Source organism: Ensifer sp. MJa1, assembly GCF_037026475.1.
Classification (GTDB): Bacteria; Pseudomonadota; Alphaproteobacteria; order Rhizobiales; family Rhizobiaceae; genus Ensifer.
Genome location: NZ_JAKUMO010000029.1, coordinates 1 through 24,286, shown reverse-complemented (window position 1 = coordinate 24,286; position 24,286 = coordinate 1). Strand labels below are relative to the sequence as shown.

Genomic DNA, 24,286 nt, shown 5'->3' with positions numbered 1-24,286 from the left:
GTTCTGTTGGGGAATAGGCGGACGCGCCAAGACAAGGGTCCTTTCCCAATATGGCTCAAGATCGTCCTGGCCAATACCACGTTTCTTGACACTGCCGTCGGTTGGTGCGGCGTTGTCACTACGCCGATGGGTTCATCATGTTTGCTCTACATCTTTTTCATGGAAATTGTTCCCGAACAGCCGCTGCCTGCTCCCGTCCCCCTAAACCTGCCGGTCCCTTTGCCTCCTTTTATCATTCCCGTCAGAGTGTTGCCTCCTTTCCTCCCTTTATGGACGAAGGTGGTGGCAATATTGACGGACCCGTTGCTGGAGATTTTTCCCGAAAACCCAGAGCTAGACGAAATTACGCCGTTTCGTACGAAAAGGAGTGTCGAGAGTTCGCGCCAGTCGCCGCAGTCCGTCTTTGCATACCGTGTTAAGTACCATGCGCCGTCGTAAGCACTCAGACCGGGTTCCACACAACGGTTGTCGCGGACCTCCATTCCTTTGCCGCAGATGAGTGGGCAGACACGGTTGCCGATCGCTTTCAGCCCGTTCAGGAGTTCCTCGGTGGGGGCGAGCGAAGCCAGCTTGAGCCCCTTGCGCTCGGCATAGGCCTGCAGGGCCTTCCGACTGCTCTCACCCCACTTGCCGTCGATCTGGCTGAGGCATCCAATCCGCGCCAGTTCCCTTTGGGTGGCGAATGCGAGGTCGCCGGCGGCCATGGTGCCCGGTGGCGAAGCTGACGTCTGGGCCCCCGGGGTGGTCTGCTCGATCGCGGCGACGTTGGTTTGGCTGGCGTTGTCTTTCGGGTTTACGGCGCGCTTGGAATCCGTCTTCTCCTGTTCCGTCGCATGCCGTTCCTTTTCGCGTTCCGCGATTGCCGCAATCTTCAACTTCGCAAGCGTTGCGAACGCGCCATTGGGGTATTCCTGAAGGTATGCTTCAAAGAAGCTGCTTTCGGTCAGATCCTTGATGGAATTCCAGTATGCAAGCTCCACGGTTCTATCGGGATCTGTCGTAGCGGCCGGGCTCGTTGCCGTGGCCGCAGCTGGCGACGGATTGAGAACGACGGGGCCCGTTAGGGATGAACTGTCCCAGGGAACCTGCTTGCCATCAGTGGCCTGTAAGACTGTGCGACGCACTGCGATCAGGTCATCCGTTATACTCTGCCCGGGCGTGCCGAGGTGTTTCAGCAGCGCCGTCGTGAACGGGGAGTTTCTGCCAGTGCCGTCAAGGGCAACGTTTCCGGGTTGCGTGGAAAACGCAATCAGCGAGCCCACGCCGGTATCGAGTTTCGCTAACCCCCGGCCAACGGTCATGGATCGGGTTCCCATGGATCGGGCCAATGTCGCAGCGAGTGGATTGTCGCGGCACGCATCCAGGAACACCAGATTGACCTTGGCGTTGCGCTCCATCGCAGACAGCACAAGCTCTATCGGCAACGCCTCGAAATCCAAATCGTTGTTTGAACGAAGCTGCGCGTCGACCGGGATTATGTAGTTGCCGCCGTTTACCTGCAGACCATGACCGGCATAGAAAAAGAGCGCTACGTCGGCGCCTTCAACCTTGCCGACAAATTCTCGGATCGACCGGCGCATTCCCGTGAGATCGAGGTCGTGGCCCGTCACCACCACGAACCCCATTCCTGCCAATTTCGACGCCATATCGCTGGCGTCATTCTGGGGGTTTGAAAGCTGCGGTGCGTGCTGGTAGGCCGAGTTTCCAATGACCAGCGCGACGCGCTTCTCGGCCCAAGCGTAAGAACTCAGGAAAAAGAGCGAGAGCAAGACGGCCGCGCGTAAGTAATGCATGGCAGCCAACCCGCATTACCGCCACTTGGGATTGCGTTGAGCGTTGTTCAGGAGTTCACGGGATGTGGCGAACAAACCAAACAGGCGCATCAAACGACGTTCCTCGTCGTCGCAAAGGCGGTACCGTTTGCAGAAATCATGGACGGACCAGACCTTTGTGGCAGCGTCGGTTTCGAGCTTTTCGGCTTCCAAGCGTTCCATGCTTACCTCCCTGCGTCCTGAAATTATACTAAAGTCTAATGTAGTTAAAAACAAAATAGGAGATAGCCCAATTCGGCTAAAGCCAAGTGCTGGCCGGCGTCGGAAAAGCGCGAAGGCAAGGCCAGCTCTTAGATCTCTGACGGGAGGCGTCATCTAATCACGTCGTCGCTGCGGTGCTGATCGGGCTAAAGCGGACGTTTGTAACTCCAATCGCAAAGGTGTGCGATGAGGCCTCGCTATCCGCTAAGCTGTGAAAGGCCCGCTTCGCAGGTGGCGGCTGGATGGGACAGTTCGAGCGCTGCTCGAGCAAATTATGTTGTCGTTACATGGAGGCGACCGCGACGTCACGATCTATCCATTCCGGCCGAGAACTCATAGGGATGTCGATCGCGCCAAAAAGGCCGCAAAGCCGGGCGAACTCGGAACTCGGGTCAGAATTGGGTAATATGGAGTGAAACCAGCGCGATCATTGACGGCCAGATAGAAGTGGGGAGGAGAAGATGAATGATGAAAAACTCGGCTTTGAAGATGACTTGATGCTCGGCGTGCCGGCGACGGGCGGACGGGCGGTTCTCCAGGCCATTTCATCTCACCTGGCGCAGCGCACTCTGGTCCCAGCCAGTGTCATTCTAGACGGCCTGCTTGACCGGGAGGCTCTTGGTTCTACAGGTTTCGGGGAAGGCTTTGCCTTACCGCACGCGTTTGTTCCGGGTTTGGTAGCTCCGGCAAAAGTCCTTGTTACCCTGCGCGAACCGATCGAGTTCAAAGCACCCGACGACGAGCCAGTCGATATCTTTCTCGCGGTGATATGGCCCGACGGCCAACATGAAGGTTTCTTGCAATACCTATCCAAGCTTTGTCGTGTCTTTCGCTCAAAGAAGTTGTTGGTGGCCCTGCGAGGGGTGCGATCTGAAGCAGAGGCCTTAATCGTGATTTCGTCGGGCGCTTCGACAGCTGCTCCAAGTGCACAAAGCTCCGTCACGGCCTCATATGGCCCGCTCGTGCGATAGCTCGATGCTAAATCGTGTGGCGCGTTCGGTGATCGCTTCGCGCGACGTCTTTCCTGGTCGGCATACGAAACAAGCTTGTTCTCCCGTTTCACGCGCCGGTAGCCACTTAGGTGTTGGTCCCCGGCGCGGGGTTGGGAGGCGTACGAACCTGCTGACGTCACGAAGCTCGAACTGTCGTCGCGGCCGGCCTGGAGTACCACTCCCGGGAACATTCCTCTGAAAATGAGAGTACGATCTTTCAGGGGAGGAAGAGATGACAGTCGGCTTGGTATGAACCCGTCACTCTGACGCAATGGTTGTGAGCTATCGATGACGCCAGGACTAGAAAACTACAAGGAGCTTCTGCTTTTTCTGACGACGGCCGGCGTCATAGTGCCACTGTTTGGTCGATTGAAAGTGAGCCCGGTCTTTGGGTTTCTCGCGGCCGGAGTCCTGCTTGGTCCCTTCGGTCTTGGAGCACTCGCAGGAGATTGGCCTTGGCTGTCTGCAATCTCTATCACTGACGCCGGACAGATCGCGCATCTTTCGGAATTTGGTGTAGCATTCCTGCTTTTTATGATCGCGCTCGAGCTGTCGTGGAGCCGCCTTCTGTTAATGCGTAAACTCGTCTTCGGATTGGGCGGCTTGCAGGTTCTCACCGCGACAGCCATCCTCGCGGCCGTCGCGGGTTTTCTGGGCCAAACGCCGGCGTCAGCGGTGGTGCTGGGCAGTGCGCTCGCCATGTCGTCGACGGCGATCATCATACCGTCGCTTGTTGAGCGCAGACTGCTGAACACGACGGTTGGACGGGCCAGTTTCGCGGTACTGCTCTTCCAGGATCTCGCGGTGGCGCCTCTCCTGTTCATGGTGACGATTTTGGGTACACGTGGGGGGACAGGGCTCGGCGCCGGCCTCATGTATGCCCTGGCGCCTGCTGTAGTGGCGCTTTTCGCGATGGCCGGCCTCGGTCGCCTCATCCTGCGGCCCTTGTTCAAGCTGGTCGCGACGACAAAAAGTAACGAATTGTTCGTCGCTGCATGCCTCCTCGTCGTCATCGGTTCTGGCCTGATCACAGCCCTCAGTGGGCAGTCCATGGCGCTGGGTGCTTTCGTTTCGGGTCTCTTACTCGCTGAAACCGAGTATCGTCGCCAGATCGAGGTTACCATCCAACCGTTCCAGGGGCTTTTGCTTGGGCTCTTCTTCGTATCCGTTGGAGCTCGCTTGGATCTGTCCGAGATCATTGCCAACCCGGTCGTCACCCTCGGCGTTGCGGTCGGCCTGTTTGCCGTAAAAGCTCTGACCCTCTTTCCCATCGCGCGCCTGTCAGGACTGACGACCCGCAATGCCGGCGAGGTCGCGCTCATCCTAGGACCTGGCGGTGAGTTCGCATTGATCCTTATCGGCGCTGCTGTGGCCGGCAATGTGGTCCCTGGTGCCGTTGCCGCCACTGCCACAGTTGCTGCAACCTTAACAATGATCGTCGTTCCCTTGCTGGTGCGCCTGCTAGACCGCGACCGGGCACCTACCGGTGCGGCCGATCCTTCGTTTGCAGGATTAACGCCCCAGCAAGACGACGGCTTAGAGCGTGTGATCGTGGTTGGATATGGACGTGTCGGGCAACTGGTCGCTGAGATGCTCACGAGACATGGGTTGAGGTTCCTGGCAATCGACGCCGATCCCGTGCTTGTCGGCAAGGAGCGAGGGCGCGGCACTACGATCTACTATGGTGATGCCACCCGAACCGAGTTGCTCCGACGCTGCGGAATCCAGAGTGCTCGCGCGCTTGTTGTGACCTTGGATAATGCCGAGGCAGTGGCGTCCATCGTTTCCTCTGCAAGATCCGAGCGGGCGGATCTCACCATTGTCGCCCGCGCACGGGATGCGGTGCACGCGACTGAATTATACGAGCTCCAAGTGACCGATGCGGTGCCAGAGACCATCGAAGCGAGCCTCCAACTGTCGCAAGCGGTGCTCGTTGGCATCGGCATTCCGATGGGGCCGGTGATAGCGTCCATTCATGAGCGGCGGGATGAATTTCGCAGGATGCTTCAGCCAGAGGACGGTTCGAAAAGGGAACGGCATGCGATCCGGCCGCGAAAATCGAGATGAGTTGAATATGGGCATAACCATTCACGTTAAAAAATGGGCCGCCGGGATTACCGGCGGCCATAGAGTGAGTGCAGTGCGGGGCGCGCCGACTTCTTGGGGCCATCGATGGGTGTCTACTGCTAACAGCACCGGCGGGCGGGGCAGTTTTCGACGAACGTGCTTTCGAGCGCCTCGCGAAACGACCCGATGGCTTATACACCGTCGTCGACGGGAAGATCGGCCCAGAGCACTTTGTTCGGCTGGAGACTCTTGGCGTTGATGTCGCCGCGGTGGGAGGAGCGATCTTTGCTGACGGGCGGAACAGACTACGGGCAGCGGAATTCTCGGCTGCGCTTGGCGGCACGCATTCCACGTAACTAGCCTGGCCGCCCACCAACACAAGAATTCACAATGCGAGGCACCGGAGGTGCCGAGGACTCGACGAGAGGTAGGGGCAGTCTACATTGACAGTGTGGCCCCTGGCGCCGACCTCAAGGCCTGGCAATAGGCATGCAAGGTCGCGTATCGGCTGGACGCTCCTCAACAGGAGGCCATTGATCAGAAGCGACACCAATAGAAACCAGCCCCGGCATCAAGAGCAAGGGCGGCTTGCCGGGCGGGCCGACCCTTGTGCCGACGGTGAGCCCCTTTAGCTTGCTGCGCGGCATTACCAAGGGAAATCGAAGCTATCGCCGAACATTCCTGGCTCACACTCGGTCGTGGCGGCGCTCGTGACGGACAGCAAAAAGAAGCCTGCCGCTCTAAGTTGACGGCCAAGGACCCATCTCAGACGGCCAGGGATGAGGGGCGGGCCCCTCAATCGATCAGCGATTTGCATCGTTCTCCTCCTTGGCTTTGGCCTCAGTCCGAGCGGTCGTCAAGCCCACTCCAGTGGTCCTCATGCTCCATGAAGGCGGGCCATTGCGCCAATCGGAAATGCGGCGCTGGCGATAGGAAGCGGGCCCGTCCTGCGGGCGAAGACAGACAATCAATCTCCCGCGCGCGTTTTTGAATTGGCGCGGACGGCCGCTGGCGTTGAGCCTGTCGCGACGACGGCAAAAAGAGGAGATCGCCGATGACAAACACGTTCAACCGCCGCATATTCCTGCGTGGTGCTGGCCTTGCCGGCTTAAGCCTTGCCGCAGGTGGACTGACTTTGCCGCATATTGCACGCGCCGCTTCGACGCAGATCAAGATCGTCAGCAATCCAGGGCTCGAGAACGCGACGCTGAACGCGTTGATGGAACAGCAAGGCTACTTCAAGAAGTTCGGCGTCGACGCACTGGTGCTGGAAGCCCCCGGCGCGACTGGCCCCTTCGATGCGATTGCAGCGGGCGCCGGGGACGTCTGCATGGTCTCGGGCTACAACATGGTGCTCTCCCGGATTGAGCAGGGCGCCAAGGTCAAGATCGTCGGCGCCGGCATGAAGAAGGTGGCGTTGACCGTCTTCGCAAAGCCCGATGGCATCGCCACGCTCACCAACCTCAAAGGCAAGTCGATTGCCGTCGGCCCGAAACTCGGCCTGCTGCATGCCCTCATGCTGCAGCTTTTAAAGGAGAAGGGTGTCGATGCCAGTCAGGTGACTTTCGTCGATAAGGGCAGCAACGACCAGGCCTACCAGTCCGTCGTCAAGGGTGAGGCAGATGCCTGCTGCTCGAGCATCTCGCATCTCAACGACAAGGACGGACTTGTGGTGCTCGAAGAAGGCAACATGTGGCAGGCCTTGCCCCAATATACCTTCCAGACGGCCTACGCCTCGGATGCCGCTACTACTGGCAAGCGCGAGGGTCTCGTGGCAGTGATGGCGGCCTATGGCGCGCTCTACGACTACCTGATGACGACCGAAGCGCAGGAGGCATTCTTCGCCGCGCGCAAGAGCATCCAGAAGAAGAAATTCGACGAAGCGTCGGCGAAGGCGGTCTGGGACTTCAACCAGGTCCAGCGCCCCTACACCAAGGATCTTTCGGTGAGCGACGGCGATGTCGGCTACATGCAGGACATGTTCATCGGCCTTGGCAGCCTGAAGCAGAAGCAGGCGGTGGCGGCGGTCGCGGACATGTCCATGGCGCGGGATGCAGCGAAGCTGCTCGGTTAGAGCGACCTCCATGAAGCCGCTCGGCGGGCGGTAGAACTCCTATCCCTTGGCGCAGGACTCGAATTGGCGCGCAATGCACCGATGCGGGATCCTGCGCGCACCTTTCTAGCGCAAGGAGAAGACATGACGGAGAACAGACTGGAGCGCATCGACCCAGACCGGGCGAGCGCCGAACAGAAGAAGATCATCGAGCGGCTCGGCGAGGGGCGCGGCCGCATTCCGACACCGTTCAATATCTGGCTACACAACCCGCGGCTCGCCGAAGGCATGGAAATCATTGGCACGCACATCGACCAGACGTCCGTCCTCAGCGAAGTGGAAATGGAAGTGGCGATCCTCGCCACGGCCATTTTCTGGAACGCGCCCTACGTGATCAACAATCATCGCCGCCACGCGTTGAAGGCCGGCGTGCCGGAGCCGGTGGTTGCTGCGTTATTGGAGAAGCGGCGGCCGGAAGTGTCTGCGGGGCGGCTCGGCACAATCTGTGACGCGGTATCGGAGATCCTCGCCGGCGCCAAGGTGGACGATGCCCGTTTCGCGACTTACGACCAGGAACTCGGCCGCGCGGCCATTGCCGAACTGCTCGTGGTCGTCGGATATTTTACGTCCGTCTCGCTGGCCATGAGCCTGCACGCGCTCGAGCCCAAGGCTTGAGTTCTCCACCGCGCCCTGGCTTGCGTCAGGGCGCGGGACGTTTCTTTAGCGCAGGTCCGAGGGCAGCAGGCTTTCAGGGAGATTCTGGTAGCAGACCGGTCGCAGCCATCGGCGAATGGAAAGCGTCCCGACGGACGTGGCACCGAAATTGGTCGACGCCGGGTAGGGGCCGCCGTGGACCATCGCATCACACACCTCGACGCCCGTCGGAAAGCCGTTCGCAACCACGCGTCCCGCCTTGCGCTCCAGGATCGGCAACAGCGACGCCGCAGCCTCGCTATCCGCCTCGTCCATGTGGATGGTGGCCGTCAGTTGCCCGGCGAGCGATCGAGCTATGTCCTTCATCTCATCAAGCGTTTGTACCGTGACGATCAAGCCGAGCGGACCGAAGACCTCCTCTGCGAGCGAATGGTTGGAAAGCCAGTCGCGACCTGTGGTTCGGAAAAGGTAGGGCGTCGCATTGCGCAGGTTGCACTCGGAGGTGAGCAGCGTCTCCACGCCGGTTTCTCCAGCGATACGGTCACTTCCGTCGCGATAAGCGCTGGCGATGCCGTCGGTCAACATCACCTGTGAGCCCACCTCGCTGAGTGCTGTGCGTGCGGCTTCGGCGAAAATGGCGCCATCCCGACCGTTCATCGCGACCGCAATGCCGGGATTGGTGCAGAACTGCCCCGCGCCCATCACCAGCGATGCTGCCCAGCCCTTGCCGAGGGCTTCGCCACGCGCGGCAACGGCCGCGGGCAATAGGAACATGGGATTGACGCTGCCGAGTTCCCCGAAGAAAGGGATCGGCTCCGGCCGTCTCATGCAGAGATCGAAGAGAGCACGTCCTCCGGCAAGCGATCCGGTAAAGCCAACGGCTCGGATCAACGGGTGCTGCACCAACGCTTCGCCGACTTCGCGTCGGCCTCCCTGGATAAGCGAGAAGACGCCGGCATGCAGGCCGCAGGCCTTGACGGCGGCAGCAACGGCTTCGGCGACGATCTCGCTGGTGCCCGGATGAGCGGAATGTCCCTTGACGACGACAGGGCAGCCGGCCGCGAGCGCCGAGGCCGTATCGCCGCCGGCGACTGAAAACGCCAGGGGAAAGTTCGAAGCGCCGAACACCGCAACCGGCCCGACCGGACGCTGCATCAGGCGAAGGTCGGGTCGGGCGAACGGCTGACGATCGGGCAGCGTCGCATCGTGTCGTCGGTCGAGATAGTCGCCCCTGCGTATATGGGCAGCAAAGAGGCGAAGCTGTGAGACCGTACGTCCACGCTCGGAAATCAGGCGTGCTTCGGGCAGGCCCGTCTCCGCGCTGCCGATCGCGGTGATCCCTTCCGCTCGTCTTTCGATCTCCTCGGCAATCGCTTCGAGAAAGACGGCGCGCTCTTCCCGCGAGGAGGCAGCATAGGTCCAGGAGGCTTCCTCCGCGGCACGGCAGGCGGCATCGACGAGAGCTGGAGTTCCGACCGAAAACGCATGCGCCGTACCACGAGCAGGTGCGGACCGAAACTGCGCATCGGTCGCGATGCGCGCGCCGGCGATGAAATGTCGACCGTGGGGGATGAAAGACATGATTGTTTCCTCTTCACTCGCGAACGTGGACAGCTTAGTCGCAAAACTTATGGGGTTGCGGCTTGTGGCGGCTGGTTTTTCGCGGGTTTGTCTGCACGTTTCCATCCCGGTGCGCCAAGAACCTATGCCTCGGGGCGAGTTCCTATTGGTTCGCGGCGACGCTCAGCCTATCGTAGGATCGGGAGTGAGAAGGGCGTTGCCCTTCCTGACATGCGCCCCGCGTGACGCGGGGCATGGATGTTCGCCATCTGTCGTTGCCGCGACCGGCGGCCGACAGAAGGAAATTCAGGAGGAAGCCATGACCGAATTTGCGGAAATCCCGAACCTTCGCCATTTGCGGATGGTGCAGGTGATCGGCAAGATGGGGGGGGTCAGCTGTGCCTCGCGCGAACTCAGCACCTCGCAGCCGGCAGTGACGCAGGCGGTCGCCAATCTCGAGGCCGAAATCGGCACGCCGATCTTCGAGCGCTGCGCCACCGGCACCTATCCGACAGTCACCGGCAAGCAGTATCTGCTGCGCATCGACCGGTTCTTTGAAATTCTCGACAATGCGCTCGCGCACGCGATGGGCCGGCTCGGCGACGCCCCGGACCGGATGCCGAAGGTTGAGCGCTTGATGACCGGCACGCAATTGCGCGCACTGATCGTAACCTGCGAACAGGGCCGGGTGCGGGAGATCGCCCATAGCCTCGGCCTTTCGCCGGCGTCGTTGTTCCGATCGGCGCGTTCGCTCGAACACGCGCTCGGCAAGCCGCTGTTCGATCGCACCGCCCAGGGCCCGATCCCGAACCGAACAGGTAATTTTCTCGCCCGCGAGTTTCGCCGCGCGGTGCGTGAAATCGAGATGGCACGCGGTGAAATCCTTCTGGCAGCCGGCGCCGAGAGCCTCGAAGTCGTCATCGGCGCGATGCCGATGGCCGGTTCCTACGAGCTTGCCGAGGCAACACGGACATTCATGAGCGCCTATCCGTCCGTCAAGGTGCGGCTCGTCTCGGCCGAGTACGACAAGCTGCTGGCTGATCTGACTCACAGCCGCATCGACATGATCTTCGGCATCCTTCGCAAGCCGGAATGGGCTGATGACGTCAGCGAAGAGGTTCTCTTCAAGGATAGCTACTGCCTGGTGGCGCGCCCCGGCCATCCGCTCACGCTTCTCGAAGAAGCGACGCCGGAGGAACTTGCTCGCTACGAATGGGTGGTTCCCACCAGGGGCACGCCACGCCGAACGCGGATCGAGGCGATCTTTGAAGGCGTGGAAACCCGCCCGCGTTTCAACCTGGAAACGCCGTCGCTGATGATGAGCCGGGCTGTGCTCCTGACTTCGGACACCGTCACGCTGATGACCCGCTCCGAGGTGCAATACGATATCGATCGCGGCATCCTCGCCCAGCTCCCCTCGACCTTGCTCGACAATGTGCTCCTGAAGGGTGTGACGACGCGGAGCGACTGGCTTCCGACCAGGGCCCACAACGCCTTCCTCGACTGCCTGCGTCAGACCACCGCCAAGGTGAACCGGGACCCTACCGAAGGGCGCGTCAGGATGAAGCTGGTTTCCTGAGCGCGACGCACGATCAGCGGCAGACCTAGAACGAGAAAGGCCCGGAAGTGCGTTCCGGGCCCTTTTTGCTTGGGATCACATCAGCGATTTTGCCTTTTCCAGCGTCGCATAGCTGCGTGAGGGCGAGGTGAAGAGAATGTCGTAGCCCTCGGCGATCACCTCAGCGACGTTGCCTGAAGTGACGTGGGGATGGGCGACGCGCACTCCCGCTCTCTTGGCGGCAGCCAGGATCTTGCGCTTGGCTTCGGCCACCACCGGATGCTCGTATTGGCGTGGGTAACCGAGCTGCTGGCTGAGGTCGCCTTCGCCGATCATGATGGCGCCGATCCCCGGAACAGCAAGGATTTCCGGGAGGTTTTCCATCGCCTCGACGCTCTCGATCATCAGCACGACCATGATTTCGCCTTCGGGCACGAGCGGCCAGACATCGGCACGGGCATAGTACTCCGGCACGGTGAGGCCCCAGTAGCGCGAGGCGGTGTTTGGCGCATCGCCGCGCAAGCCTTTCGGCTCGTAGTTCGGCGCATCCTTCGGCCGGGCATAACGGCAGGCGGCAACGGCGTTGCGCGCCTGCTCGGCCGTCGCCACATGCGGGAAGACCACGCCGTAGACGCCCTGGTCGAGCACTTGCTTCGCCATCCAGGTGTTCATCTCGGCGCCATTGGCGGGAATGCGCACGAAGGGCGTCACATCGGGCTGCAGCTTGCCGCCGTCGACCATGCGGCGGCGGTTGAGCAGGAACTGCAGCGCGTCGCGCAGTTCCGACGGCGAATAGGGCGTATGCTCCATCTCGAACAGGATGCCGTCGAGCGCGGAGAGCCCGAACTGGATCGCTTCCTCTCGCTCAGCACGTGCAAAGGCCATGGTTGGCTTGCGACCCTCTTCGAGGGCCGCAATGATACCGTTCAGTCGTCCGATCTTTTCCATTTTTCGTCTTTCCTTCAGAGCGGCAGGAACATGTCTTCGGCCTTGTAGGGCCTAGGGATCAGCCCCTGCTGATGGCCGTAGCGGATGAGGGCTTCGATGGAGGCGCGGTTGGCCTCCAGCCCGTAGGGGATCGGGTCGCCGCCGACGATCTCCATGAGCTTGCGGTCCTTTTCGGCCTGTTTGCCGGTGGCCGTGCCGGCGCGCAGCGCCTCGAGGTAAGGCGCCTTGGCGGTGACAAATGCGTCATAGATCGCCTTGGCCAGCTCGGGACGTTCCCGCAGGACTTCCTCCTTGATGGCAAGGCAGCCGTGGATCGGGTAGACGCCGTCTTTCGCGTAGACTTGGCGGTCGAGCGCATTTGCATTGGCGAAGAGTTCGCGAAGATTCTCGGGCAGTGCAGGGCCAGCGTCGTTCCAGCCTTCGCCCGGTTTGCCCGCGCGCCCGATACCGGCGTCGCCGGTGCAGGCGGCGTCGACTTCACCTGCCGCCATCATGGCGACCAGCGAAGAGCCCTCGGCAACATGCATGACGTTGGGCGGAAGCTCGAGCGCCTCGACATGCTCCTCGTCATCGACGAACCAGGTCACCTTGTCGATGTCGACGCCGTATTCATTCTGGAGCAGGCCGCGCTTCCACACGCCTGTCGTTACCGAATAGGCGCGCACGCCGAAGCGCTTGCCTTCGAGATCCCTGGGCGTTTCGATTCCCGCCTCCGGGCGCACGACGAGCCCGCCATGGTGAAAGCGGCGGACGAAGAAGATCGGCAATGCGATGATCGGCACGCCATAGGCGCGGGCAATGATGTAGGTGGTCGGCGCGAGTTCGCAGATATCGAAGGCGAGATCGCGCACCATAGCCCGGAAGGCTGCGATATGCGGCTTGACGTCGACGAAGTCGAGCGTTGCGCCCGGAACTGTGACCGCCCCGGATTTCAGGGCTTCGGTGTAGGGATAGGTGCGCAAAGCCACCTTGAGGGCAGGTGCGGTCATGGCGGACTCCTCTATGCAGGATTAAAATTTCCCCGCTTTCGGCGAGGCAACTACCTCTAACCGGGTTCCGCTTCGGTCCCTTAATAGGAGTTCACCCCCACGCCATAGGAATGCTGACGCGCCGTTCGGCCGCGCATCGTTTGCTATGTGCTCGGCAAGAAATCCGATTGGTCGGGGCAAAACGAGTCGGGTTAGGGATGAGCGAGGCGGACGGCTGCGGCCGTTCCTGAACCAGAAAAAGAGGCCTTGCCGACATGATCATCGATTGCCACGGGCACTTCACCACCGTTCCCGGTTACTTCCGGGACTACCGCAACGCACAGATCGCCGACTACAAGGCCGGCAAGACCTCGGACTTTTCTCCGGCGCCGCACATCTCTGACGACGAGCTGCGCGAGGGGCTGGAGAAGAACCAGATCCGCCTTCAGAAAGAGCGTGGCATCGACATGACGTTGTTCTCGCCGATCGCGGGCCTGATGGGACACCATCATGGCAACGAGGCGATGAGCAAGCACTGGTCGCGCACGAGCAACGACCTGGTGTTTCGCGTCAGCGAACTCTATCCGGACCGTTTCATCCCCGTCTGCCAGCTGCCGCAGAGCCCGGGTGCCGATCCGCGCGGCTGCATCGAGGAACTGGAGCGTTGCGTGCTCGAACTCGGCTTCGTCGGCTGCAACCTCAACCCGGATCCTTCCGACGGCTACTGGACGAGCCCGCCGATGACGGACCGGTGGTGGTACGGCCTCTACGAAAAGCTGGTGGAACTCGACGTTCCGGTGATGATCCACGTTTCGGGCTCGTGCAATCCGAACTTCCACGGCACGGGTGCCCACTATCTCAACGGCGACACCACCGTCTTCATGCAGCTTCTCCTGTCCGACATCTTCAAGGATTTCCCGACCTTGCGCTTCGTCATCCCGCATGGCGGCGGCGCGGTGCCCTATCACTGGGGGCGCTACCGCGGTCTCGCCCATGACCTGGGCCGCCCACCGCTTGCCGAGGCGCTGATGGAAAACGTCTTTTTCGACACCTGCGTCTACCATCAGCCTGGCATCAACCTTTTGACTGAAGTGATCCCGGTCAAGAACGTGCTCTTCGGCTCCGAAATGGTGGGCGCCGTCAGGTGCATCGACCCGGAGACGGGATACGCCTTCGATGACACGAAGCGCTATGTCGACAAGCTGAAGCTCTCGGACAAGGATCGCCACGCCGTCTTCGAGGGCAATGTGCGCCGCGTCTATCCGCGCCTCGACGCGCGTCTGAAAGATATGGAGCAGGCGGCATGAGCATGGAGCGAACCGCCGCCCGCATCCTTGTCGACCAGCTGGTACTCCAGGGCGTCGATCGTGTCTTCTGCGTGCCTGGCGAGAGTTTTCTCGCCGTGCTCGACGCGCTGCATGACACCCCTGAGATCGAGCTCGTCACCTGCCGCCACGAAGGCGGGGCGGCGATGATGGCCGAGGCCTATGGCAAGCTCACCGGTCGGCCGGGCGTGCTTTTCTGCTCGCGCGGGCCGGGGGCGACGAATGCCTCCTCGGGCCTGCATGTCGGCTTTCAGGACAGCACGCCGATGCTGATGTTCATCGGTCAGAACCCGCGCGACGTCATGACCCGCGAGGCTTTCCAGGAGATCGACTACCGGCGCATGTTCGGCACGCAGGCGAAGGCCGTGCTGCAGCTCGACGACGCGGCGCGAACGGCGGAATACGTTACTCGCGCCTTCCAGCTCGCCCTTAACGGACGGCCCGGGCCAGTGGTAATCCCTCTGCCCGAGGACATGCTGACCGATAAGGCCATCTCCATGGATGGCCGGCGCGCAGTTGCGCCGTGCAACGGACCGACCACCACGGTCATCGCAGACGTGCGTGCGGCGCTCGCTGCGGCAGTGCGCCCGGTCGTCATGCTCGGAGGGTCCGGCTGGAATAGTGACGCAGTCGCCGCCGTCCGTCGTTTCGCGGAGAAGAGCGATCTGCCGGTGGCGGCGTCCTTCCGCCGCCAGGATCTCATCGACAATCTCAGCTCGAGCTACATTGGCGAGATCGGGCTCGGGGTGAACCCGAAGCTTGCCGAAACGGTGAAAAACGCCGACCTCTTACTGGTCATAGGCGCGCGGCTCGGCGAGATCGGCACGAACGGCTACACGATCATGGAAACGCCCTGCCCGGTGCAGCGCCTGATCCATGTCTACGCGGGTGCCGACGAAATCGGCCATGTCTACCAGCCCGAGATCGGCATCGTCAGCAATCCCGCCACCTTTGCCCTGGCGCTGGCGGCAGATGGCCCGGTCACAGGGGTATGGGGCGCCCACCGCGAAAAAGCCCGTGCCGACTACGTGGCATGGACGGCGCCGCGCACCAGCCCCGGCGCGATCCAGATGTGCGAGATCATGGCCTGGCTCGACCAGAATCTTCCGGCCGACACGATCTACACCAACGGCGCCGGCAACTTCACCGTCTGGCTGCATCGCTTTCATCGCTATCGCCAGTTCGGCACCCAGGTCGCGCCGATCTGCGGTTCGATGGGCTACGGCATTCCGGCAGCAATTGCCGCCAAGTTTGCCCGGCCGGACGCGACGGTCATCTGCATCGCCGGTGACGGCGATTTCCAGATGACCTGCACGGAGCTCGCGACCGCTTGCGCGCACGGGCTGAAGATCCGCATCCTCATCCTCAACAACGGTATGCTCGGCACGATCCGCATGCATCAGGAACGGCACTATCCGGCGCGCGTCTCCGGCACGGACCTGTCGGCGGGCAACCCGGATTTCACGGCCTTTGCCAAAGCCTATGGCGCTTACGGAGAACGGGTGGAGAAAACGGAGGACTTCGCCGCCGCCTTCGCACGGGCCGATGCCCATGACGGGCCTTCGGTGCTGGAGATCATGATCGACCCCGAAGCGCTTACGCCAGCGGCGTCGCTCAGCCAGATCCGCGCGGCGGCGCTCGGATGAGGAAAGCCTCGGGTTGCCGCCACTCCAGGCTTCCGAACGCCTCCCGAGACGATATTGAATATCGTCCCGGGACCATCGGAATTCACGTGGAGCCCGTTCAGGTGCCGGGCATCTTCGCCTAATCTACAGCGGCAATTCAACAAAACACTCATCGCCAATGCGGCGCCCGAAGTCTCTTTGGGCGCTCAAGGAGGGCTTTTGCCGGGCGAGGAGAGGACCTCGCGCGGCGCGATGTGCCGCAAACAATCCGGGCGCTGATCCGCCCGCTTGAAGGAACAGCCGTCATGAAACAGAAGATCATTGACATTCACCCGCACATCATCTCTCCCGATACTGAGAAGTATCCCTACAACCCGCTCGGTGGCATCCGCTCGGATTGGTCGGCGGAGCGGCCCTTCACCTTCGAGCAATATGTCGAGGAGATGGAAGCGGCGGGCGTCGCGAAAGCCGCGATGGTGCACTCCTCGACCACCTACGGCTATGACAATGCCTATGCCGCCGACAGCGTTTGCCGCGACCCGGCGCGTTTCGTCGGCGTCTATTCCGTCGATATCGCGGCGCCTAACGCTGTTGCAACCATCAATGAGTGGCGCAAGCGTGGCATGGCGGGCCTGCGCCTTTTCGGCGCCGGTTCCACGGTGCAGACAGACGGGCGCTGGATGATTGCCCCGGAAACCTTTCCGGTCTGGGAGCACATGGCCGATATCGACATGACGGTCGCCATTCAAACCACCTCCATCGGCCTGCCGGTGGTGGAAGAAATCCTCGAACGTTTCCCGGAGGTGAACATCCTGCTCGACCATCTCGGCCGTCCCGACCTCACAGACGGTGCGCCCTACAACAAGGCGGGGCCGCTCTGGAAACTCGCCGGATACGAGAACCTCTATCTCAAGATCACCCCGCGCACCTTCGACCTAGCGACAAAGGCGCCTGCAAGCCCAGAGACGTTCTTTCCGAAGCTGGTGGCAGAGTACGGAGCAAATCGGCTTGCATGGGGTTCGAACTTCCCGGCCAACAACGGTTCGCTCAAAGACCTGGTCGACCAGGGGCATTGCTGCTTCGCCAGCCTCAGCGAAAAGGACCGAGCCGCAATCTGGGCCGGAACAGCAGAGAAGCTCTACCCGCAACTGGTCCAGGCGAAGGAAGCACTCGAACTTTCTCTCTAGCGACGACCGCCGGGCCGTCTCCTTGGGGGCGGCTTATCCGATACGCATGTAGCCGTGAAATACGGCGCAAGAGGATATCATGAACGACACCACCGTCAGCCCGCTTACGCTGCGGGTCAATCTTGCCGAATATCCAAGCACCAGCGCTCTGCGCAGCGGTGCCGTCCGCTCACCGCTCGTCGAGTTCGACTTCTGTGGCCCCGAGACCGCGCACAACGGGTTCAAGGCGATGTTGCGCGAGAACGCGTTCGATGCCGGCGAGCTTGCGATTGTCACCTATCTGCAGGCGATCGCCTACAACAAGCCCTTCGTCATGCTGCCAGCACCGGTTTCCGGCCGTCAGCAGCACCATTGCGCGGGCTACAATTCGGCGCTCCATTCCTTCTCGCCAAAGGACATCGAAGGCAAACGCGTCGGCGTGCGTTCCTATGCGCAGACGACAGGGCTCTGGATCCGCGGCATCCTGCAACACGAATACGGCGTCGATCTCGACAAGGTCACGTGGCTGACCGTGACCGACGGACACCTCGCCGAATACGCCGATCCGCCGAACTGCACGCGTCTGCCAAAGGGATCGGATCTCGGCCAGATGCTGCTCGAGGGCGAAATCGACGCCGCACTTCTTGGCAACGACATGCCCCAGGATCCGCGCATCAAGACGCTGGTTCCCGACGCGATCGAGGCCGGAAAGGCCTGGCATGCGCGAGAGGGCGTGATCCCCATCAACCATGTTTTCGTTGTGCACCGGGATCTCACCCGCGAGAGGCCCGACGTGGTCAGGGAGATCTATCGGCTGCTGGTCGAAAGCCGCGCTCAATCGACTTCCAAGGCGCCGCTTCCGCCCTTCGGCCTTGAGGCCAACCGCAAGGGGCTGACGCTCGCCATCGACTGGGCGTTCGAACAGAAGATCATTCCCCGAAGGCTACAGGTGGATGAACTCTTCGACGACGTAACCGCTTCACTTGGCGCATAAACTAAAGCGACGCAGACGATTTTTCGGCTGCGTCGCCGAGATGCGGTCCCTTGAGAGTCGCGGGACTGAAGGTCGGTAACGACAGAGTTTTAGGCCACGCGCATCGCCTGATTGGTTTTCGGGCACGGCCGATAAGAAGTCTGGGCATTCTATTGCGTTCGCGCCGGGTGGCCGACACTCTTGAACCCACAGATCGGACAAAAGCGAAGCTGGAGGAGCTTCGCGCCGCGGATCGCCGGAAGGCATCGGTGGCTTAATCGAAACAGGAGGAGAAATCCATGAAACCGTTCAACAGCAAGGCATTGCTTAACATCGCGGCCGCTGCGGCGCTCTCTGCAGTATCCTTCCTCGCCCCCGTTTCGGCCCGCGCCGACGAGGTTGAAGATTTCTACAAGGGCAAGCTGGTGACGTTCCTCGTCAGCGCCCCGGCCGGCAGCCTGACGGATCTCGTCGCGCGCAGCTTCGTCGAGCACTTCCGCTCCCACATGGCCGGCAATCCCAATGTGGCGGTTCTCAATCTGCCCGGCGCCGGCGGCATGATGGCCGCTGCTCAATTGCAGCTGAAGGAACCGAACGACGGTACGGTCATCGGCTTCCTGCAGCGCAACAACCTCTATGTGCCGCTGATCGAGGGCGAAGAGACGGGCTTCGACCCGCGCGAACTCGAATGGCTGGGCAGTTTGGAAAAGGTCGCCTACGCCATGATCGCGACGGACAAGTCGGAGGTCCAGACGACAGAAGAACTGTTCGAGAAGCCGTTGATCCTCGGCGCGACCGGGTTCTCCAACGAAAACCGCACACTAACGGCCATGCTCAACGACATGATCGGCACCAAGTTCAAGATCATCCACGGCTACGATGCCCGCGGCGAAGTCTATCTTGCCATGGAACGCGGCGAAGTTGACGGCTGGGCCTCGACGGTCGCCGGCCTCAGCGTGCCCGACACCAAGCAGATGCTTGACCAGGGCCGGCTGAAGGTCCTGCTGCATCTCGGCTTCGAGAGCCCGGCTCCGTTCGAGAATGTGCCCAATCTTTCCGCTTACCTAACGAAGCCCGAAGACAAGGAACTCTATTCCTTCTTCACCCGCAGCATGGAAGCCGGTCGCCCGATCGGCGTGCCGAAGGGCGTACCGGAAGACCGCCTTGCAGCGCTCCGCAAGGCTTTCGACGAGGCGGCTGCCGATCCGGACTTCATCGCAGCGATGAAGGAACGCGACTATCCGGTCGAGGCAATCAACGGCGCGGCCGTCGAGCAGGTGGTCAAGGATCTCTATGCCACTTCGGAGGCCACGCTCGCGAAGGTGCGGGCGGTCACGACTGCTGAAGAACAGAACTAACGCAAATGAAGGCGCCGGAAGCCGGATCGGCTCCGGCGCAAAGGACATCAAAGGAAAGACCATGCGCAGCAGGATCGTCGATATTCATCCCCACATCATCTCGCCCGACACTGAGAAGTATCCGCATGCGCCCCTCGGCGGCGTTCATTCCAACTGGTCCGAGACGCGGCCCGTCAGCTTCGAGCAGATCCTGGTCGAGATGGATGAGGCGGGAGTCGACAAAGCGGCGATCGTGCATTCATCGACCACCTACGGCTATGACAATTCCTATGTGGCCGATTGCGTCGCGACGATGCCGCAGCGTTTCACCGGTGTTTATGCGGTCGACGTGCTCAAGCCCGACGCCGTTCAGATGATCGAATACTGGCGTGGCCGCGGCATGGGGGGGATCCGCCTCTTCACCGGAGGCGCGACCAATCAAACGAGGGGTAGCTGGCTGCTGGACCAAAGGACGTTTCCGGTCTGGGAGCATTGCCAGGAGATCGGCATGCCGGTCGTCGTGCAGACGACGCCGGACGGTCTCGGCATGGTTGCCGAATTGCTGACGCGTTTCCCGCGCGCGAAGGTGCTGCTCGACCACATGGGACGTCCGGTGCTCGAGGACGGACCGCCCTATGCGGCTGCCGAAAGCCTGTTTGCGATGGCGAAGCATCCGAACCTCTACCTGAAGATCACCCCGCGGAGCTTCGATCTTTCGGCCGGCGGCAAGGCGACGCCCGAAAGCTTCTTTGCAAAGCTGGTCGCCGAATTCGGTGCGAACCGGCTGGCCTTCGGATCGAACTATCCGGCGTCTGCCGGCCCATTGAAGAAACTGGTGGACCAGGGTCACGCATGTTTTGCCGCCCTGTCGGAAGAAGATCGTTCATGGATCTGGGCGCGCACCGCGCAGTCCGTCTATCGCGAACTCGCTGACTGAACCGGTTCGCTCGTTCAGCATCCTCTGGAGGAGAGTGGCCGCAGACAACTGCCGCCGCGAGGAAAAAAGACAATGGAACATCTATTCGGAACTGGCGTGCTGGAGACGGCAGGCCATGCATTGATCTCGCTCCTTTCGTGGGATCGGGTGATCTTCCTCTGGTTCGGCGTGATCGTCGGCCTGATGCTCGGCCTGTTGCCCGGTATCGGCGGCCTGACGGGATTTGCCCTTCTCGTGCCTTTCACCTACACGATGGATCCCGTCGCCGCGCTCGCCATGCTGCTCGGCATGCATGCTTCGAACACAATGTCGGACACGATCCCCGCGGTGCTCTTTGGAGTGCCCGGAGGTGCTGCATCGCAGGCGACCGTCCTTGACGGCCTGCAGATGACCAGGCGCGGGGAGGGCGGCCGCGCGCTCAGCGCCGCCTATACGAGTTCGCTGATCGGCGGCCTCATCGGCGCGCTGATCATGGCTGTGGCCCTGCCTTCTGTCAGGCCGCTGGTCCTTTCAATCGCGACACCGGAACTCCTGGCGATGACGATCTTCGGTATCGCAATGGTCTCGACGCTCTCGGGCAGGACGCCGCTTCGCGGTATCGTGGCTGCCTGTTTCGGCATCCTGATTGGTATGATCGGCACCAACGTACAGACGGGCCAGATGCGCTGGACGATGGATATCATGTATCTGCGCGAGGGGCTGCCGATCATGCCGGTGCTGCTCGGGGTATTCGCGCTGCCGGAACTCTGCGATCTCGCGATCGGCCGCAAGGCGTTGACGGACAAGCTCGAATTCAGCACCCGCAAGGGTATGTGGCAGGGGGTCAAGGACGCGTTCCACAACTGGTTCATGATCATCCGCTGCAGCTCGATCGGGGCGGTGCTGGGCGCCATTCCCGGTGTTTCGAGCGCGGTCACCGACTGGATCGTCTACGGACATGCGCTACGCACCGAAAGCAACGCCAACAAGACCTTTGGTAAGGGCGACGTGCGCGGCGTGATCGCGCCGGAATGCGCGGTCAACGCGTCGGAAGGCGGGCGGCTCGTGCCATTGCTTGCCTTCGGAGTCCCGGGTGGCGCTGCGGGCGCAATCCTCTTGAGCGCCATGATGGTGCAGGGCTTCATCCCGGGGCCGGATATGCTGACCCGCAACCTCGAGCTCACCTATACGCTCGTCTGGTCGCTCGCGCTCGCCAACGTCTTCGGCGCGGCGCTCTGCTTCCTGCTCTCTGGTCAGTTCGCGAAGATCTCGACGCTTCGCTACACGCTGATCCTTCCGTGCATCATGGCCGTGACCTTCGTCGGCGCCTTCCAGGGATCGCGCAGCTGGGGCGATCTCTACACCCTGCTCATCTTCGGCATTATCGGCTGGACGATGAAGCGCCTGCGCTGGCCGCGGCCGCCGATGATCCTGGGGCTGGTGCTCGGTGTTCTGCTTGAGCGTTACCTTGCCATTTCGACGCTCCGGTATGGTGCGGACTGGCTGTTCCGCCCGGGCGTGATGCTGATCCTTGCCGCTTCACTCTGGGTGCTGCTGAGCCCGCTCTACACGATCCTTCGCCGCAAGGGCGCCGGCGGACTGCTGCCGAAAGGTCGGTTCTCGGTGCAGCCGGAAGATCTGGTCTATGTGTTCTTCATCGGCACGGCGGCGTGGATGTTGATCGAAGCGCAGGGCTGGAACTTCAATGCGCGCATCGGTCCCACCTTCGCCGCCGGCACGTTGATCATTGCAGGTTCGCTCAGCCTTGTTTGGCTCCTGTTCTCCGGCCGTGGCACGGCAAATCCGGTGCCGGAGGACGAAGAGGGGATCCACATGGACCTGCTTGCCGACGATGAACTGCCGACACGCACCGTCGTCCAACGCGCAGCACAGTTCTTCGGCTGGTACATGTTCTTCCTGGCCGGTACCGCGATAATCGGCCTGATCCCGACGATCCCGCTGATGATCCTCGGTTACATGCGGACCGAAGCTCGGGAGCCCTGGCGCCTCAGCCTGGCGCTTGCGATCGGTGCCACGCTCTTCATCTGGATCGTATTCGATCGGATGGTTGGGGTGCCCTGGCCGCACAGCTATCTCGGCGACGTCTTCCCGTCGCTGCGCGGCCTCATTCCTTCAGTCTGAATTCTTCAACTGGACGGCACCTGTGCGGTGCCGTCCCTTCGCTTACCTAGAGGCAATATCGGGGCCGCAACGTTCGCAGGCCCGTGACAACGGTCAGGCTTTCGGAAGGGGCGACCTCCGATTTGAAAGCGTGACCCAAGTTAGGCTAGAGAGCCCGGCGGCGACGAAGCCCGGGCACCGTTCAAATGGCAAAGACCTGAGCATGGACATTGCAAACAGCGAGAAAGCGCTACACGGCGATCGGTTCTCGGTCCTCTTCCAGTTCAATGTGCTGCTCTATTTGTCCGGCAGATTCCTGCTGATCTGCGGCAGTCAGGTCGTCAATGTGGCGGTCGGCTGGCTTGTCTATGAAGTCACCCACAGCGCGCTGGCGCTTGGTCTTGTCGGCCTTGCTGCATTCACGCCGAAGCTGGTCCTGTCGTTTGTTTCCGGTCTGGTGGCGGATCGCTTTGACCGTCGGCTTGTGTGTTCGGCAAGTTTCGTAATCATGGCGACCGTCTCGATCGGCCTCTTGATGACGGCAACCAGCGGCCCGGTCGAGATCGGCAGCATTTACGCGCTCTTTGTGCTTTACGGCTGCGCCAGAGGCTTTGGCAACCCGGCCGCCCAGGCGATGATCGCCAACCTCGTGCCGCGCGAGGCGCTCGGTCGGGTCGTCGGGGTCTCGTCATCGACAAGCCAGATGGCGACGATCATCGGCCCCGCACTTGGTGGTGTCCTCTATGTCGCGGGCGCGTGGTTGCCTTTCGCCTTTGCCTGCGGGGCGTTCCTGCTTGCCGCTTTACTGTTCCTTTTCATCAGGTCCAGGGATGGTGCCCCGAACAAAGCGCCTGTCAGGTTCAGAGACGCATTCGCCGGACTGAGCTTCATCTGGCAAAAGCCCGTAATCCTCGGGGCGATCTCGCTCGACCTCTTCACCGTGCTGCTTGGCGGCGCGACGGCGCTGCTGCCGATCATCGCCAGCGATATCCTCCATTTGGGGCCGCTCGGGCTGGGTGCGCTTCGTTCAGCTCCTGCGGCCGGCGCCATGATGCTGGGACTGTTCCTCACCTATCGGCCGATCGAGCGTAGAGCCGGGGCGAAGCTGTTCACGGTGACGACGATTTTCGGCCTTGCGACGGTCGTGCTTGGATTGTCCACCAACGTCTACCTCTCACTCGCCATGCTCTGGCTGCTCGGCGCGTCCGATGTCTTCAGCGTGGTGATCCGCCAGACGCTGGTCCAAAGCGACACGCCGGATGCGATGCGCGGACGGGTGGCGGCGGTCAACTCGCTATTCATAGGCGCCTCGAACGAACTCGGCGAATTCGAGTCCGGCGTTACCGCGGCTCTGTTCGGTCTGGTGCCGGCGATCATCGTCGGAGGCGCGGGAACACTTCTGGTTTCTGCCCTTTGGGCGATCAAGTTCCCCGAACTGCGAAAACGTGACCGCCTTGTCGAATGACCACAAGTTTCGCCCAGCGCTCGTATATTCGTTCTGATAAAACGAGTAGCTAACTCCGGGCAGGCCAGCAGCACGTCGCGAACCGGAAGCGCAGGAAGCTGTATCGTCACGTCTGGGTCTCCGCTCCCGTTGGGGTGGGTCGTCGCGTGCGGCCGGCACACCCGTCGGCCTGTGCACCGCCATGCTTATCGCCTTGCCCGCCGCATGGACCGTCATGCCGGGAAAGGCGAACATCTCGCAAGTAGGGCAATAGCCCGGCCAAGGGCAAGGCATGGCTCGTGCGCGGGTGTGCGAGCGCCGCGCTTGCCTGCCGGACGATCAATATCTGACGGTCGAGAGACCGGCGCCAGCTATATCTAGGGAGAGCCAGTTGAGGGGCGTTTTGACCGTATGAAGCGGCGATCAGTTTTCTGATCGCCTGATCAAAGATTCGCTGCACGGATTCGCGGCTTTTCCGGATCCTTAAATCTGCCGATTTTATCAACAGTCGAAAAACATATTTGTAATCAACATGTTGTCGTTTTT

19 protein-coding genes are annotated in these 24,286 nt (G+C 61.6%); 13 read left to right on the top strand and 6 right to left on the bottom strand.

Annotated features, from left to right (window positions below; translation table 11 throughout):
* Positions 1-146: 146 nt before the first annotated feature.
* Together MKZ91_RS27640 and MKZ91_RS27635 are read right to left on the bottom strand one after the other, a co-directional pair.
* Positions 147-1,793 (bottom strand): caspase family protein, encoded by a 1,647-nt coding sequence (locus tag MKZ91_RS27640; RefSeq protein WP_336174282.1) that lies wholly within the window; start codon positions 1,791-1,793, stop codon positions 147-149.
* 15 nt (positions 1,794-1,808) lie between these two features.
* Positions 1,809-1,994, bottom strand: a complete 186-nt coding sequence (locus MKZ91_RS27635) for a hypothetical protein (protein ID WP_336174244.1) — start codon at positions 1,992-1,994, stop codon at positions 1,809-1,811.
* Between the two features lie 500 nt (positions 1,995-2,494).
* On the opposite strand from MKZ91_RS27635, the gene MKZ91_RS27630 reads away from it, so the two are divergent.
* The 4 genes from MKZ91_RS27630 to MKZ91_RS27615 all read left to right on the top strand — a co-directional run bounded on the left by MKZ91_RS27630 (position 2,495) and on the right by MKZ91_RS27615 (position 7,820).
* Complete coding sequence (locus tag MKZ91_RS27630) at positions 2,495-3,004, top strand: PTS sugar transporter subunit IIA (protein ID WP_336174242.1); 510 nt, start codon at positions 2,495-2,497, stop codon at positions 3,002-3,004.
* A 309-nt stretch (positions 3,005-3,313) separates the two neighbouring features.
* Positions 3,314-5,092 (top strand): cation:proton antiporter domain-containing protein, encoded by a 1,779-nt coding sequence (locus tag MKZ91_RS27625; protein WP_336174241.1) that lies wholly within the window; start codon positions 3,314-3,316, stop codon positions 5,090-5,092.
* A gap of 1,054 nt (positions 5,093-6,146) precedes the next feature.
* On the top strand, positions 6,147-7,166 hold the full coding sequence (locus tag MKZ91_RS27620; protein ID WP_336174240.1) for an ABC transporter substrate-binding protein: 1,020 nt from the start codon (positions 6,147-6,149) through the stop codon (positions 7,164-7,166).
* A gap of 123 nt (positions 7,167-7,289) precedes the next feature.
* Positions 7,290-7,820: a carboxymuconolactone decarboxylase gene (locus MKZ91_RS27615; protein WP_336174239.1), complete on the top strand. Its 531-nt coding sequence runs from the start codon at positions 7,290-7,292 to the stop codon at positions 7,818-7,820.
* A 45-nt stretch (positions 7,821-7,865) separates the two neighbouring features.
* On the opposite strand, the gene MKZ91_RS27610 is transcribed toward MKZ91_RS27615, so the two are convergent.
* Positions 7,866-9,380: an aldehyde dehydrogenase (NADP(+)) gene (locus tag MKZ91_RS27610; RefSeq protein ID WP_336174238.1), complete on the bottom strand. Its 1,515-nt coding sequence runs from the start codon at positions 9,378-9,380 to the stop codon at positions 7,866-7,868.
* A gap of 298 nt (positions 9,381-9,678) precedes the next feature.
* Here MKZ91_RS27610 and MKZ91_RS27605 point away from each other — a divergent pair, with 298 nt between their 5' ends.
* Complete coding sequence (locus tag MKZ91_RS27605; protein WP_336174237.1) at positions 9,679-10,938, top strand: LysR family transcriptional regulator; 1,260 nt, start codon at positions 9,679-9,681, stop codon at positions 10,936-10,938.
* Positions 10,939-11,013: 75 nt separating this feature from the next.
* Here MKZ91_RS27605 and MKZ91_RS27600 read toward each other — a convergent pair whose 3' ends face one another.
* Positions 11,014-11,865, bottom strand: a complete 852-nt coding sequence (locus MKZ91_RS27600; protein ID WP_336174236.1) for an HpcH/HpaI aldolase family protein — start codon at positions 11,863-11,865, stop codon at positions 11,014-11,016.
* 14 nt (positions 11,866-11,879) lie between these two features.
* Positions 11,880-12,854 (bottom strand): ABC transporter substrate-binding protein, encoded by a 975-nt coding sequence (locus MKZ91_RS27595; RefSeq protein ID WP_336174235.1) that lies wholly within the window; start codon positions 12,852-12,854, stop codon positions 11,880-11,882.
* 254 nt (positions 12,855-13,108) lie between these two features.
* Here MKZ91_RS27595 and MKZ91_RS27590 point away from each other — a divergent pair, with 254 nt between their 5' ends.
* From MKZ91_RS27590 to MKZ91_RS27555, 8 genes are all read left to right on the top strand, one after another.
* Complete coding sequence (locus MKZ91_RS27590) at positions 13,109-14,140, top strand: amidohydrolase family protein (RefSeq protein WP_336174234.1); 1,032 nt, start codon at positions 13,109-13,111, stop codon at positions 14,138-14,140.
* A complete protein-coding gene (locus MKZ91_RS27585; protein WP_336174233.1) occupies positions 14,137-15,804 on the top strand; it encodes a thiamine pyrophosphate-binding protein in 1,668 nt (555 codons plus the stop codon). The genes MKZ91_RS27590 and MKZ91_RS27585 overlap by 4 nt, the downstream gene beginning before the upstream one ends.
* A gap of 284 nt (positions 15,805-16,088) precedes the next feature.
* Positions 16,089-16,970 carry an amidohydrolase family protein gene (locus MKZ91_RS27580; RefSeq protein ID WP_336174232.1) on the top strand — a complete coding sequence of 294 codons (882 nt, stop codon included), beginning with the start codon at positions 16,089-16,091 and terminating at the stop codon, positions 16,968-16,970.
* A gap of 79 nt (positions 16,971-17,049) precedes the next feature.
* Positions 17,050-17,943: a phosphate ABC transporter substrate-binding protein gene (locus MKZ91_RS27575; RefSeq protein WP_336174231.1), complete on the top strand. Its 894-nt coding sequence runs from the start codon at positions 17,050-17,052 to the stop codon at positions 17,941-17,943.
* Between the two features lie 278 nt (positions 17,944-18,221).
* Positions 18,222-19,280, top strand: coding sequence for a tripartite tricarboxylate transporter substrate-binding protein (locus MKZ91_RS27570; protein WP_336174230.1), 1,059 nt, complete (start codon positions 18,222-18,224; stop codon positions 19,278-19,280).
* 61 nt (positions 19,281-19,341) lie between these two features.
* The gene (locus tag MKZ91_RS27565) at positions 19,342-20,196 is read left to right on the top strand and encodes an amidohydrolase family protein (protein WP_336174229.1); all 855 of its coding nucleotides are present in this window, start codon (positions 19,342-19,344) and stop codon (positions 20,194-20,196) included.
* A gap of 72 nt (positions 20,197-20,268) precedes the next feature.
* Positions 20,269-22,317, top strand: coding sequence for a tripartite tricarboxylate transporter permease (locus MKZ91_RS27560; RefSeq protein ID WP_336174228.1), 2,049 nt, complete (start codon positions 20,269-20,271; stop codon positions 22,315-22,317).
* A 202-nt stretch (positions 22,318-22,519) separates the two neighbouring features.
* Positions 22,520-23,761, top strand: a complete 1,242-nt coding sequence (locus MKZ91_RS27555; RefSeq protein WP_336174227.1) for an MFS transporter — start codon at positions 22,520-22,522, stop codon at positions 23,759-23,761.
* 106 nt (positions 23,762-23,867) lie between these two features.
* Here MKZ91_RS27555 and MKZ91_RS27550 read toward each other — a convergent pair.
* The coding region (locus MKZ91_RS27550) for a hypothetical protein (RefSeq protein WP_336174226.1) at positions 23,868-24,286 on the bottom strand (419 nt) is incomplete at its 5' end.